Here is a 14,389-nt window from a genome sequence, read left to right as displayed (position 1 = left end):
AGCCTTGCTGCATATAGAATGTAGTAAGGCTCTTATCTTTTTTAATCAAAATTCAATAACTTTATTATCACTATACATTATTTACTAAAAATCATTTCAAATCTAGAACAAGAGCATACCAATGTTTAAGGGCATGCTCTTAAATTTATTCTATGAGTTAGTAACTTCATTTCCTTCCATAAACGTGGTGATATACTGTGGAATATCATTCCAAATGTCTATATTGTATTTATGTGTAATCAACCAATTTATTTGACCTAAAAAATGGCTATCCAAAATGTCATCATTATTATAGGATTCAATAGTAAGGTCTACAACTTTTCTGAGGAAATCATGTTTATGAGCAATGTCCATAAGCATTAACAAATGTTCGATATCTAAACGCTGTTCTTTCATGACATAAGAAAGTTGTTCATGATTTTGAGTAGTATATTCTAAAAAGTATTCAACTAGAAAACTAATTCCTTCAAATTTAGATTTCAATATTTTGTTTGCTGCATCTGATCCCCTTCCTGGTCCATGTGCTTGTTTCATAATTTGAATAACAACATCTGTATGATTTTTTGCCTTCACTCTTTTTATGAAAGTAGCATCTAGTCCCTCTAACATTTCAAGGGCTTCATTAACAATACTATAATCATTATCTCTAATAAGTTCTAACAACTTCTCAAAATATAATTCATCTAATATAGAAATATTTAATTGTTTAACTATATTTGACCACTTGTTCAAATTATCTACTGATGTTCGCAAAGTACCGAATGTTGTCTTTTGTACTGAACTTTGTATCTCCGCTGTATATTTATCAACTAATTCACTGAGTTCATTAGGTTGTAAAAATCCATCTTTCAATACTAATTGAACTACTTCATTCCCTTCATTCGAATTCTCTGCGTTTACGGACTTAATTAGATTTGCCATATAACGTTTCCTATCCATGGGATCTAATAAATCGACCGTTTTAGGAGCCATTTCTGTAATGAATAACATGCTATCAAAGAGATTTTCTCTTTCTATTAAATTGCTAAACTCTATACAAATATTTCTTAGTTGGTCTTCATCTTTTATTACAACTAGCATGCCTGCGATAACATATTTCGCATTTTTCCATTTAATACTATTAACTTCGCCCGTTTCAATTATAGATATTAATCTTTTAGCTAACGGCTTTCTCGTTTTATCATGTAACTTTTCTAGTTCCTTATTAACTGTATCAATAACAACGTCTTTATCATATTTCGGGAAAAAACTATTACTTTCCAATCTAGTAACAAAGGTATTGATATATGATGGGCCCAATAATGCAGGTTGGCTAATTATCGTATCTATATATCCTGTGAACACATTTCTAGCTTCTTCAGCAGTAGATATGTGTTCATTAGGATGAGCGCATTGATTTCTAATATCTAAATAAGAATGAATTTTAGTTTTTTCTGCGCTTGTTAATATGGTAATAGCTGCAGCCTGATCAACCATATGTCTTTCATAGACAACCTCGTCAGATTTCCTTCTATCTATTTCCGAAATTAGATTTTTTGCTGCAGGAATAGAACTAGCTAGCCCATCTATCTTTTCATATAAATCATGCATTGCTGCGATAGTGGACATAATTACACATCCTCTATACGATTTTGCATTATAGCAATTCAACGCTTCTTGCATATATTTTTTGATATGATACTTTTTAATTCCCGTTACAATTACTTCCATATCCCTTAACATTATTAGATCAACTCACTCACTGTTAAATATTTACTAATCCAAGTTTAACACATATTCTTTGTTCTTTTTCTAAAAATTAGAAGAATGTTTAAACTAGATTTAACATTCGCTATAATCTACAGAAAGGAGTGTAACTAGTTTTTTATGATACGTCCTCCTATTTTTAATTTTTTTGAAATAAGCTTTCTAGTAAAGTAAAAAAAGACGTCGTATAGGGCGTCTTTTTTAAGTTCTATTCAAAAAATAAAATATTAAATTTTCAAATCTCTTTGTAATTCATTTCTTTTCCGTTCCAGCTCATCGTATGTATGAATTTCTAATGCTACAACAACCTCTACATATCTAGTTATCAAACACGTTACTTTAAACAGTTCTTTTAGTACTTGCGATTTATCCGTATACAATTCATATATATTTTTCCCATTATGTACAATCTCTGTTCGCTTACTTTTGGATAAATACTTAATATACTCCGATAGTTCATAATAATGTGTTTTGTCTCTTGCTATAAATGGTAATATCTTAGCTTTTGCTTTATCAAACGTCAACATTTTATCTTTATCCGCAAGCATTTCTATGGTTGTCATTAAATATATGAAAGCTGCATTTAAATTAGTCATGTACATCGCTTCATTAATCCTCGTTAAAGCTGCTCTACAATTTAAAAAAACTTCGTCTGTCCTTTCACTAAATACACATTTCCAATCAATTTTATCTAAATCTCTTGCACTTGGTTCATTAGATGGCATAAGACCTATGCCTTTTTGAATCATAAGGGTTACTTCTCCTGGTACTACGTTAAATCTATTTGTATTGTTATCCCATATATATATAGTTTTAAATCCATCTGATACAAAACCCGGAAGACCTGGTAAAGTATCGAAATTTCCTGTTTGACAATAAGCTAATCTAAGATAATCCAATGTTCTATCAACTTTTTCACATACCCTATCAATTAATATAGATGCATCTTCAATATTTCGATAATTAAGATTTTCATAATTCATAATAGCCATAGTAGTATTAGTCATTACAATTTGATTAGATTTATTAAATAATTCTATATAGCCTTGTATTTTCTCAAATTCCGCTTGCGTTATTGAATCTGTAAAGGATAAATCACCATTTTCCGCTTGCGTATAAGGTGGACTAAAATAAACATCACCTAATTTAAAAACAGACTCTATAACTAAGTTCATAATAGGAACCATATACAGGTTCGAATCCATATAACCACTCCAAATGCAAATTTAATTTCCTGAATCCCATTTCTATTTTATATGAATTATTAAAAATAATAAATTATGTATATGAAATTTATTTCATCGAATCTTATTTTAAAGCTACATCAAAGAATCCCGATTTTTACCATTAATTAAATACGCTATATCCTAAAATGCTATTACGTCCCAACCAAAGTTATGACATGGGACAAAATATGCAGCATAATTGCTCAGATAATAGTGCGTCTACTTCTGTTTTATTAATGTCATAGTAACTCCATGTTCCTTTTGTTTCTTTTGTAATAAGATTCGCGTCCAGTAAAAGTTTTAAATGATATGAAAGTTTTGATTGTGGTAGTTCCAGAACACCCGTTAAATCACATATACAAGTTTCTCCACGCCGGCACAATTCGTACAAAATGTGTAACTTTTTTTGATCTGCCAATGCTTTGAACTTCTTTTCATATATTTGGAAGGATTGAGGAGTTGATTGATTGTATAATTTTATTTCTTTCATGTTGAGTTCCTTTCATCATTTTTTTGACATTTAAAATATATACACTTTTCCATTTTTCCTGAATTCTTTTATCACTTAACTCTGTTTTTCTCACATTAATTGTTTATTTTATTAATAATTTATGCGCATACACTTATTTTGCAGACTATAGTCCGTGGAGAAAAAGAAACCACTCTTCCAAAATTATTTTATAAGTATAGGGAGAGTGGTTTCTTGAATCTAGAACAAACTTTTGGCCATGTCTTACAACGACATCGTATAAGCTCACAAATGAGCCAGGAAGAATTAGCATTTAATTCTGGATTAGACAGAACATATATCAGTCTTTTAGAAAGAGGGAAAAGAAAGCCCACAATTAACACTGTATTTGCACTCGCTAATGCATTAAATATTAAACCCTCTCAACTAATTAAAGAATTAGAAATACAAGTATCGGATAAAACATAATATAGAGAAGAAGCCAAATAAAAATGGATTTTATTTGGCTTCTTCTCTATATTACGGACCTTCTAATTATAATAGTATCCCTAATTAAATCACACAATTAGTTTTAATTAGATTGAACCACATTACTTTCGACATTCCTTTTTCAATATATATAGGTTTATTTTATTATGTACAAATATACATCATAATGGCTTGTATATTTTGTACATATTATTAATTATGTACAGCCATCTATTCTACCTCCCCCTTAATGTTGCTAATGGATTGGATATAAAAAACAATTATGTGCATTAGAGATTACGGAGATATAATAACACAATTAATAAAATCTACTTGTTGTTCACCTAAACTATTTCGAAACCCCCTATTCACCGCAACACATATCCGTGCATAAGCGACACCTTGTTTTGTGTAGTATAATTCTGGCTCCTTTGTCAATCTACCGATTAATACAACTCGATTCATCATAAGTTATACCACCTCACATATTTTTCTTCATTGTAAGGAAAAATTTGCGCAGGGTAAAACGTGCAAAATGATATATTTTCAAGTGAAAAGTACTACTTTATATCTTTTAAAAGTAAAAAAGAAACCTTACATATTTCAAACATGTAAGGTTTCCAAAAATATTATACTTCACTGCAAGAGATGTAATATCCTCCGCGAGCCATCTTTATTTCAGCGCTAAACAATACATCTTCTAAGTAGAATGTAATCGGTTTAACTTTACTCTCAAAGTTTAGCTGTTCCTTACATTCAGTTGCATATCCCTCAATAGCTGCACAAATGAATTTTGCTGACGGATATGTTAAAGCATCATCTAGTTCTATGAAAAAACTTTTAGAAAATAGTTTTTTCATAATCCCTTTCTTCTCTTTCATCATATTCCATCCCCTTCCATTCAAGCTTTTAACATCCCATATTATACCATGTATTCAATTTATCTTTGAAAATAAAAAATCCTGCACATTTCATGCAGGATTTTTTTATTAGTCATTTTTCGTAAAGTAAGAAACAAAACGAAGAATTTCTAAGTATAACCATACTAGAGTCATCATTAGACCCATTGCACCGTACCACTCCATATATTTTGGAGCTTGGCTACGTGCGCCGCTTTCGATTAGATCGAAATCTAGTAATAGATTTAATGCAGCAACTACAATAACAACCGCACTAATGATAATACCAATAGTTCCGCCTTGGTGAATATATGGAACAGTTACACCGAACATGTTTAATAAGAATACGATTAAATACATAACCGCAATTCCCATTGTCGCTGCTATTACACCTGTACGGAATTTATCAGTTACTTTTACTACGCGTGTTGCATATAAAACTAACATCGCAAATAGAATTGAGATTGTTAGTAACACAGCGTTTAAAACAATAGTATCGCCAAATTTCATTGTATAAACCGCTGAAATACTTCCTAATACAACCCCTTCTACCGCTGCATAGATTGGTGCACCAATAGGTGATATGCGCGGGAAGAATATAGACGCAAATGCAACGATTGCCGCAATAACTAAAGCACCAATTAATACTGGCATCTTCATCGTTCCTTGCGTCATCTGTATGTATGAATAGACAGACGTTGCAAGCAGCAAGATAAGCATGATAAACGTTTTGCCTACTGTTCCGCCAATAGTCATCGCAGAAGCATTTGCTCCTTCTTTACGGAATGCCTCTTTTTTCAGCATTGGATTAGATGTTCTCATTTTTTCCCTCCTAAAATAGGTTCTACCAATAGTGTAAAGTTTTTCTCTTTACTTTTCAATATATGCAGCTTGTTTTTATTTTAATCCTTCAACGATGTCTGATAGTTCACTCCATCTTTCCATCGTTTTTTCTAGCTCTTCTTCTGTTTTCTGCTGTGCTTCAGATAATTCTTGTGCCTTTGTGAAGTCAGATCCAACTTTCGCAAGTTCTTCTCCAATTGACTCAATTTTCTCTTCTAGTTCGGCAATTGTATCTTCAATAGTTTCCCATTCACGCTGCTCATTGTATGAAAGTTTACGTTTACGTTGTTGTTTTGGAGCTTCTTCTACTACTTTTTTCTCTTTTTGAACTTCCGCTTTCTCAATAAGTTCTTTCGTTTTTTCCATTTCTAAATAATCTGTATAACTACCTAGGAACTCACGCACTTCGCCTCCGCCAGTAAAGATGAACAGTTCATCTACTACTTTATCTAAGAAGTAACGGTCATGCGATACAGTTAAAACGACACCTGGGAAATCTTCTAAATAATCTTCTAGTACTGTTAATGTTTGTGTATCTAGATCATTCGTAGGTTCATCGAGTAATAGTACGTTTGGTTCTCCCATTAAAATACGTAATAAATATAAACGTCTTCTTTCGCCACCAGATAGTTTACCAAGCGGTGTACCATGTGAATGCGTCGGGAATAAGAAACGTTCTAACATTTGAGATGCACCAATTACTTTTCCATCTGTTGTATGAATAACTTCTGCAATCTCTTTAATGTATTCAATCATACGCTGATTTAAATTCATCTCTTCATTTTCTTGCGTATAATAAGCAACTTTTACAGTTTGTCCTACTTCAACTTCACCACTATCAGGAGATAATTTGCCTGCAAGCATATTTAATAGAGAAGATTTCCCGCTTCCATTCGCCCCAATAATTCCGATACGATCGCCTGGTTTCACAATATGATTAAAATTATGTAGTACCGTCTTATCGCCAAATTTTTTCGTTACATCTTTTAACTCAAGTACTTTTTTTCCTAGACGACTTCCACTTAGTGCAATATCAACTGACTGTTTTGCAGCTGGTCCTTCTTGTCCCTTTAGCTCATCAAATCGCTGAATACGCGCCTTTTGTTTCGTAGAACGTGCTTTTGCACCACGGCGAATCCAAGCAAGTTCACGACGATATAAATTTTGGCGTTTGGATTCTTGTGCCGATTCTTGCTCTTCACGAAGTGCTTTCGCTTCTAAAAATGTACTATAGTTTCCTTCGTAGCTATATAGTTTACCGTTATCTAATTCAAAAATACGGTTTGTCACACGATCTAAGAAATAACGATCATGGGTTACAAGTAATACCGCACCTGTATATCTTGCTAAATATTCTTCTAACCATTCAACTGTCTCATGGTCAAGATGGTTCGTAGGCTCATCTAATATTAATAGATCAGGTGTTTCAATAAAACATTGTGCCATTGCGATACGTTTTTTCTGTCCACCAGATAAATTTCCAACAGTTGCAGTGAAATCTGTAATTCCTAATTTCGTTAAAAGAGATTTCGCATTTGCATTTGCTTCCCATGCACTCATTGCATCCATACGTTGCTGCACTGCAAATAATTGTTCCTGTATTTTTTCATTACTTGGATCTTTTTCGATATTTAATAACGATTGTTCATAATCACGAAGAAGACGAATTAAAGGTGTATCACCATGGAACACTTGCTCTAATACTGTTAGTTTTTCATTAAACTCTGGTTGCTGTGATAAATAACTAATTGTATAACCACGTGAATGCGTCATATCACCTGTATCAGGAGTTTCTAATCCTGCAATAATTTTTAATAATGTCGATTTACCAGTACCGTTTACACCAATAATTCCAACACGTTGTCCTTCTGTAATACTACATGATAATCCATCAAATAACGGTTTTTCTCCGTATGATTTCGATAAGTTCTCCACAGTTAACATTTTCATATTTGTGCATTCCACTCTTTCATAAATTGTTCAATAAACTGTTCCATATAACGATGACGAACTTCAGCCTCCTGTTTTGCCGCGTTCGTGTTCATTAAATCTTTTAATTTCAAAAGTTTTTCATAAAAATGATTTAAAGATGGATCGTTATTTTTTCTATACTCTTCTTTCGTCATTACTTCACGCGGCGGAATAGTTGGATCATACATTAATCTCCCTTTCGCTCCGCCATATGCAAATGTACGAGCTATTCCAATTGCTCCAAGGGCATCTAAACGATCTGCATCTTGAACAATTTTCCCTTCAATTGATTCCACTTTACCACCATGGCCACCCTTAAAGGACATATTCGCAATAATATGGAGAATATGGTCAATTTCTTCCTTTGAAACTTCCAATCCTTCTAGCCAGTCAGAAACTTTTTTCATTCCTGCTTCTTCACTTTCATTTAACTTCTCATCTGCCACATCGTGCAGTAATGCTGCCATTTCAATTATAAAACGATTTCCCCCTTCTTGCTCGGATAAAGAAATCGCCAATTTATGTACGCGTTCAATATGATACCAATCATGCCCACTCGCATCTTTTTCTAAAATATGCTTCACGAAAGTTATTGTCTTTTTTATTTTTTCTTGTTTTATCATTTTATCTTCACCCAGTTACTTATTGTAACACGCCTACATTTTTTCATCACATATTTTCTTGTCCGCCCATACACTGGGTGGTAGGCATCATTATGAAGGAGGAATCAACATGTTCTATAATAATCAACCGCCTTACCAAAGGCAACCATTTTACCCTCAACATCAGGAACAAAGATACACTGAGCAATATGAAGAACAAGAGCTTCAACAGCAAGAACAACAATACGAACAAAATCCATACGCAACACCGCAAAATCAAGAAGCTGAATATCAACAAAACCCATATGACACACGTCCAAATTATGAATATCCTCAAAATCCATATACAGCACCGCAAAATCAAGAGCAACAATATCAACAAAATCCATATGCAGCACCGCAAAATCAAGAACAACAATATCAGCAAAATCCATATCCAACACCGCAAAATCAAGAACAACAATATCAACAAAATCCATATCCAACACCGCAAAATCAAGAACAACAATATCAACAAAATCCATATCCAACTCAGCCACAACAACCGCAATACCAACAACAAATGTATCAACCACACTATGATCCACGTGTCTCACCTCCAGCACCACCAACTATTGATCCTACGCAACCTCAAATTTTACCGCCTGGACCTACACTCGATATTACGCAGCCTCAAATTTCACCACCTGGACCTATTACAGAACCTACGCAACAACAAATCCAGCAAGTTGTCGGTACACAGTTTTTACCTTTAAAGAAACCTGTCCTTGATTTCGTAAAACCTTGGGTAGATTACGGTTTAAATGAAGCGAAACATACATCACACAAACATGCTTTAACAGAAGTTGCTGCGATTATGTTCTTAGTTGGTAAAGGATTTAATCCGACGATTGCACATTATATTGTGGAATCTTGGGAGAAGAATGAGCAGTTTTAGAATTGTTTATTTATTAATATATTAAAACTAAGAAAGTGCCACAAACGCCTGTTTCACAAGCATTTTCGGCACTTTCATTTGTTATATTATATTCTATCTCAAAAGGAAATTTCATATTTTTTCACGTGTTTTTATATTATTTGTGAGCAAATAATATCCTTAAGTAAATTTTAAATACTATAATTTAAAAAGTCTGACTCAAAATGAACTAATCCCAAATTACTAAACTAGTCCTAACAATTAGAGAGTAGCTCAATAAAGAAACGGCATTTTCAATTACTCCATAATATACATAGATAGGCTTCCCTTTTATAGTGAAGTGAACCCCGAAAACGGGACACATATCAAAACACCTAAACCATCTGTTCCCTCTATTCTTTAAGGGATAGGTGGTTAATCCGCACACAATTGTAGCAATGAATGTATTCTAGCACAATCTTTCGCACAGTTGTGTTGGATACTTTTGTTATCTTTTGTGAGTATATGGTATTGTTTCATAATCCGTAACCCTTTTTTATGATTGACACACAGCCCCATTTTCCGAAGAGTGGCTGTCACTCTTCTATCTCGTCTTTAGAGCGTTCCGTTATCTGTAACCAACGATAAAATGTGGAACGTGGCAATTCTAATACTTTACACAGTTCTTGTACGGTTAATTTTGTCTTTAATTCATTCCATAGAGTAATAACGGTATGTGGTTTCAGTTCCCTTCGATTTCCAGATACTTTCCCCATACAAGTAATTTTGTTTTTAAATGTTTATTTTCTAATCGTAGCTGTTCCAATTCATTTAGCTATTTTGGCCCTTTTCCATAAGAATATTGTTTTCCTAAAGGTTGTTGAAAACGATAAGTTTGACCTGTACGATACCATTTCATCCATGTCTTAATTTGGGAAACATTTTTAATTCCGAGTATCTCCATAATGGTACGATTTGAATAACCATCCTTTTTCCTCTCAATCACTTTCCACTTTATTTCTTCTGGATAATGAACTCTTGTCTTCAAACGAAAAACACCTCCATTGAATTTGCATACTTAGTATGCGAATTCAGGAGGTGTTTTTCTCATGTACCACTATTCGGGTTCATTTCAAAAGTGAGAGTGGTCTTTTTATTACTTTATCTAGCGACCTTTTCAAATCCCCTTTTATTAGTGCTCGCTATTAAGACCTTTTTCTTCTAGGACCTACAATTAATTTGATTGCTGTTCTTTCTTGATTATCGATAGTAACCTCTTGAAACGCTGGAACAAGAACCAAGTCAATTCCACTTGGAGCGACAAAACCTCTTGCAATCGCAATCGCTTTAATCGCTTGATTTAAAGAACCAGCTCCAATTACTTGGATTTCTACATTACCACTTGCTCTTAGTACGCCCGCTATTGCACCTGCCACTGAATTCGGACTTGATTTTGAGGATACCTTTAATATATTTTCCATGTAAGTTGCTCCCTCTATTATTTAATCTCTCTTTTCTTACTGTTTGAAATATAACTAACGTATCTTTAACTACTACCCATACCAAATACAAACAATTCTGTATAATTACATTCATTCGATATTTTTTGCCTTCTTCCTGCCCAACCACATAAATAAAAAACGACGACTAAGTTAGAAACTTAATCATCGCTTTATCCATTTCTCTGTTTCACTAAAATGCTGTCCTTAAAATGCTTCTCTTCTTTACTTTGGCGATATACTATCTTAAAGTTTAAATAATTCAACATTTTAAAACCTTGGATAGAGTTATCTGCTAAATTTTTAGTTTTTTCGTCTTCAAAAGTCATTACATATATAATTCTAATTCTATTCTTTTGAAAACTATATCTCCTCATTAGAGCACTTTATATTATGCCAGCTTTTTATCCCAAATCTATTACCTTATATATGGACAAGTATACACGCCAATTGCTTTTCGATTGCATAAACTACTATGTGTTATACATTTAATAATAATAATAATATGAGGTAATATTTTGGGTTCATACTATCATTCTTCAAGTTCATATAAAAAATGTTCATGCGACCATTCACATAAATCATCTAAGCCTGCTTACGGCACTTTTTGGCAAACTGAGTTTATAACTGTTCCTTTTGGCGGTTCTTTTCCGTTTAATCACGTTGGCCCTTTGGCAGGAGGAGTTTCCTTACTAAATCCGACTACTATACAATTTAGTAAAGCTGGTGATTATAGAATTTCTTTCATTTCAAGTATTAACACTACGTTAAATCCTGTATTTTCCCATATTCCAGTCATAACTATATTTTTAAATAACAATCCACTTGCTAATAGTCAAGGGGATTTCGCTTTTCAAATGAATACTTCATCAAATAACGAATGCCTTCAACTAGTTGGCAAAACTATTGTTACGGTTCCAGCTAATTCAACTCTTCAACTTAGAAATAATAGTGGTTTCAATCATCAAAGTATTGTAACTTGTGATAATGGTATAAATTCAGTTGAATTTACAGTTACAAAACTAAATTAATACTATTCCCTCACATTCATATGCTAATTCAGCATCTTTTTTTATTACATAACGTTTTTTGATTCCTATCGTCCTCTTATACAACATAAACTCCCATTTCACTTTTTTTATTAAAACCTATTCATTCTTTCCTACTTCTCCACATAAACCGACTTAACTATCGTACGATTATAAGGTTGTCCTTCCTTATTCATCCCTTTTATATCAATTGTAACGTTATATACACCCGGCTGTTTTATATTTTTCAAAGCACCTGTAAATGTATTTGTATTAATATTTTGCGATTCATTTGATTCTGAAACTAACTTTCCATCTTTATTAATTACTCTTACTGTTACTGAAAGATCGCCTTTCATTTCTGGAGCTACAGGTGATTTTTTGAGTTTATACTCTGCTTTATTTACTTTAACTTTTGCCGGCATTTGAAGGACGAACGGAGCATCTTTTTTGTAATCGGTTACGATTACATATGCATCTTTCGGCTGCTTCGCCATCATTTTAACTTGCCATTCTCCTGCTTCCATTTTATCAAATTTAAATGTTCTTATAGTCGCTCCTTTAAAGAAAGATTCACCTTCACCAGTAGATACAGCACTATCTTTATTTGTATAAACTTTTCCTTTTGGAGATATTAGTTGTATTTCTACATCCGAAGAAGCTGTTAAAACAGAAACTACCCCTTCTGCCTTTTTATCAACTGCGACAGTTTGCCCTACCCACTGATTTTGTGACAACTCTCCTCCTAAAATAGCTTGATTAGAGGTTGTGTTTAATTGTTCTACCTTTTCCTCTGAACTATTACTTGGGGCTAATAAAACCGGTACTGGTACATTCGCCGTCCGTAAATATGGTTCAATTCGTGCGAAAACAGCTGAACCTTTTCGTATATTATCATGATCAAACCGTGAATCTGTAAATAAATGTGTTCCATATGGTAACTTAGCACTCCATTCGTTCACTAACCCATCATTAGAACCGTATGATGACAAATACAACCCGCCCATAGATAATGCTGAAAAAACAGGTCCCCAGCTTGTCCCAGTAGCCGTATAGTAACGGTTTAATTTAGCTGCAGGATTATTATCTATTGTAGAACGAAACTTTGCCATTTCACCTATTTGTAATGAATATGTCCCATCATCTTTTTGACCTAATATAGAGGCAAGCCACCCTGCCCACCAACTATATGATAAATCCGCTAAATTTGATCCGTAATGTGGAGTGGCAAGCGTAATAACATTTCCAACAAATCGATTCGCTCCATATCCAACTAACGCAGCTTGTGTATCGATACCACCTTTACTGTGAGCTACAATATTTACTTTTTTACCAAAATGATTATAAATCTCTTCAAGCTTTTGTGCTAACAACTTTCCATTGTCCCATTGGCTAGCAGATCCTTTCCCCGCGGCATCATATAATTGAATAAATACAGTTTGATAGCCTGCTTTCAAAGCATAATCGTACATATCATTCATATCATGATATACCGTCTTTCCATACCAACTATCCGCATTACCATTTCTTCCTTGTACAAAGAGAATTGGTGGTTTATTCTCATCATAATTAGCAGGTTTCTGACCTAAAAACCATTCTCCAGGAGTAAATACTTCTTGATTTGGAAAGCCAGTCTTAACCTCTGTTACAACCTCTGCGTGTACATTTGTACCGACAACCATCGGACTCATAAAACAAAGTAAAATAAGTAATACGATACACCTTTTCATAATCTCCATTAAAATCCCCCTTTTCCCCTTGAAAGAAAGCGCTACCATAATGTTGAACACCAATTATTTTCAATTCCATTTAATCAATTACTTTTACACTACATTTGATAAGAAATTAATAGCCACATTCCTTTCTTATCAAACGTTATTCTCTCAACATTCCTTCATTCCTTTTTGCAATAAGCGTTTTAAATATTTCTCAATAAAGCTTTTTCTTTACAAAAAAAGCTGCGTATAAAAGGTCTCTTTAATAACCTTTTATACGCAGCTTCTTTGTTTAAAACTCGATGATGTATTCATCATCATATTTATCGTATTGCAAACCAGCTCCTATTTTCAATTCTGTAACTTTATCCCTTAGAAATGGTGCATCTTCTATTTTACTAGTTGCAATTTCAATTCCATATTTCTTCGTTAAATACGCTAACTCTATTAAAAACCATTCTCTTCGCAACGCGACTGGAATATCATACGTCCGTCTTTTCATATATACTAGCACCTCATATATTTTCATTATTTAAAAAAGTACTACTTCTACTTTCGATACACTTTTTAAAACTATCGTTTATCATCAAAGGCCAATGAAACATTATAGTATATGCATGTCTGTTTTAAACGTGCTATTGCAAAAATAATATTAAAAAACTGAAAAAACTCATTTAGTTTACATAAAAAAATTATGTAATAGTAAAAGGGGAAGGCTTGTCCCTCATCCTTTTACTATAAAAATCTAAATTAAGAACATCTTGGTACACCTAAAGCTAAAAATAAACCTGCTACTCCCGCTGTAATTGGTACTTTCAACGTAATAACATCATCTACTTTTGTTACTAAAAAGTAAGCATTCCCTTCTTGTAACACGCAATTCACTAATAATTGAAATTCCATTCAAATCTCCTCCTTTCAATCGATATACTATAATTTATGAAATCTCATTCAAAAAGTAATAGTAAATATAACTATTTTTCCTTATATACAAAATAAATTTTTATGATTCTAGTAAAAATATTAAT

Annotated in this window: 14 protein-coding genes and 2 pseudogenes; 3 read left to right on the top strand and 13 right to left on the bottom strand. The window is 33.1% G+C overall.

The features are described from left to right. Positions 1–150 precede the first annotated feature (150 nt). The 3 genes from JDS80_RS29350 to JDS80_RS29340 all read right to left on the bottom strand — a co-directional run bounded on the left by JDS80_RS29350 (position 151) and on the right by JDS80_RS29340 (position 3,462). Positions 151–1,608: a hypothetical protein gene (locus JDS80_RS29350; RefSeq protein ID WP_199640671.1), complete on the bottom strand. Its 1,458-nt coding sequence runs from the start codon at positions 1,606–1,608 to the stop codon at positions 151–153. A gap of 365 nt (positions 1,609–1,973) precedes the next feature. Continuing rightward, positions 1,974–2,951, bottom strand: a complete 978-nt coding sequence (locus JDS80_RS29345; protein WP_048560511.1) for a hypothetical protein — start codon at positions 2,949–2,951, stop codon at positions 1,974–1,976. A 190-nt stretch (positions 2,952–3,141) separates the two neighbouring features. Then, positions 3,142–3,462, bottom strand: a complete 321-nt coding sequence (locus tag JDS80_RS29340; RefSeq protein WP_199640670.1) for an ArsR/SmtB family transcription factor — start codon at positions 3,460–3,462, stop codon at positions 3,142–3,144. A gap of 213 nt (positions 3,463–3,675) precedes the next feature. On the opposite strand from JDS80_RS29340, the gene JDS80_RS29335 reads away from it, so the two are divergent. Beyond that, positions 3,676–3,909: a helix-turn-helix domain-containing protein gene (locus JDS80_RS29335; RefSeq protein ID WP_030025485.1), complete on the top strand. Its 234-nt coding sequence runs from the start codon at positions 3,676–3,678 to the stop codon at positions 3,907–3,909. A gap of 309 nt (positions 3,910–4,218) precedes the next feature. Here JDS80_RS29335 and JDS80_RS29330 read toward each other — a convergent pair. The 5 genes and pseudogenes from JDS80_RS29330 to JDS80_RS29310 all read right to left on the bottom strand — a co-directional run. After that, positions 4,219–4,377: pseudogene (locus tag JDS80_RS29330) on the bottom strand (single-stranded DNA-binding protein); the annotation flags it as partial. 161 nt (positions 4,378–4,538) lie between these two features. Then, positions 4,539–4,793 carry a DUF4318 domain-containing protein gene (locus JDS80_RS29325; RefSeq protein WP_071745248.1) on the bottom strand — a complete coding sequence of 85 codons (255 nt, stop codon included), beginning with the start codon at positions 4,791–4,793 and terminating at the stop codon, positions 4,539–4,541. A 105-nt stretch (positions 4,794–4,898) separates the two neighbouring features. Next, positions 4,899–5,630 carry a Bax inhibitor-1/YccA family protein gene (locus tag JDS80_RS29320; protein WP_071745249.1) on the bottom strand — a complete coding sequence of 244 codons (732 nt, stop codon included), beginning with the start codon at positions 5,628–5,630 and terminating at the stop codon, positions 4,899–4,901. 75 nt (positions 5,631–5,705) lie between these two features. Further along, positions 5,706–7,601, bottom strand: a complete 1,896-nt coding sequence (locus JDS80_RS29315) for an ABC-F family ATP-binding cassette domain-containing protein (RefSeq protein WP_098889220.1) — start codon at positions 7,599–7,601, stop codon at positions 5,706–5,708. Continuing rightward, positions 7,598–8,245 carry an HD domain-containing protein gene (locus tag JDS80_RS29310; RefSeq protein ID WP_098889221.1) on the bottom strand — a complete coding sequence of 216 codons (648 nt, stop codon included), beginning with the start codon at positions 8,243–8,245 and terminating at the stop codon, positions 7,598–7,600. Before JDS80_RS29310 ends, JDS80_RS29315 begins: the two co-directional genes overlap by 4 nt. A gap of 109 nt (positions 8,246–8,354) precedes the next feature. Here JDS80_RS29310 and JDS80_RS29305 point away from each other — a divergent pair, with 109 nt between their 5' ends. Continuing rightward, on the top strand, positions 8,355–9,161 hold the full coding sequence (locus JDS80_RS29305) for a hypothetical protein (RefSeq protein WP_199640669.1): 807 nt from the start codon (positions 8,355–8,357) through the stop codon (positions 9,159–9,161). Positions 9,162–9,632: 471 nt separating this feature from the next. Here JDS80_RS29305 and JDS80_RS29300 read toward each other — a convergent pair. Beyond that, positions 9,633–10,167: pseudogene (locus JDS80_RS29300) on the bottom strand (transposase family protein); the annotation flags it as partial. 157 nt (positions 10,168–10,324) lie between these two features. Next, the gene (locus JDS80_RS29295) at positions 10,325–10,600 is read right to left on the bottom strand and encodes a stage V sporulation protein S (RefSeq protein ID WP_000427797.1); all 276 of its coding nucleotides are present in this window, start codon (positions 10,598–10,600) and stop codon (positions 10,325–10,327) included. A 536-nt stretch (positions 10,601–11,136) separates the two neighbouring features. On the opposite strand from JDS80_RS29295, the gene JDS80_RS29290 reads away from it, so the two are divergent. Next, positions 11,137–11,649, top strand: a complete 513-nt coding sequence (locus JDS80_RS29290; RefSeq protein ID WP_098890105.1) for a preprotein translocase — start codon at positions 11,137–11,139, stop codon at positions 11,647–11,649. Between the two features lie 131 nt (positions 11,650–11,780). Here the strand turns inward: JDS80_RS29290 and JDS80_RS29285 are convergent, their stop codons facing one another. The 3 genes from JDS80_RS29285 to exsG form a co-directional block, all read right to left on the bottom strand. Beyond that, positions 11,781–13,385, bottom strand: a complete 1,605-nt coding sequence (locus tag JDS80_RS29285; protein ID WP_098890104.1) for a lipase family alpha/beta hydrolase — start codon at positions 13,383–13,385, stop codon at positions 11,781–11,783. A gap of 268 nt (positions 13,386–13,653) precedes the next feature. Beyond that, positions 13,654–13,863 (bottom strand): hypothetical protein, encoded by a 210-nt coding sequence (locus JDS80_RS29280; RefSeq protein ID WP_142347575.1) that lies wholly within the window; start codon positions 13,861–13,863, stop codon positions 13,654–13,656. A 248-nt stretch (positions 13,864–14,111) separates the two neighbouring features. Beyond that, positions 14,112–14,264, bottom strand: a complete 153-nt coding sequence (gene exsG, locus JDS80_RS29275) for an exosporium protein ExsG (protein ID WP_000395676.1) — start codon at positions 14,262–14,264, stop codon at positions 14,112–14,114. Positions 14,265–14,389: the final 125 nt, after the last annotated feature.

Source organism: Bacillus cereus group sp. N8, from assembly GCF_016483685.1.
GTDB classification, from domain to species: domain Bacteria; phylum Bacillota; class Bacilli; order Bacillales; family Bacillaceae_G; genus Bacillus_A; species Bacillus_A proteolyticus.
The sequence above is the reverse complement of the archived record's forward strand: the minus strand, read 5'-3'. Positions and strand labels throughout refer to the sequence as shown.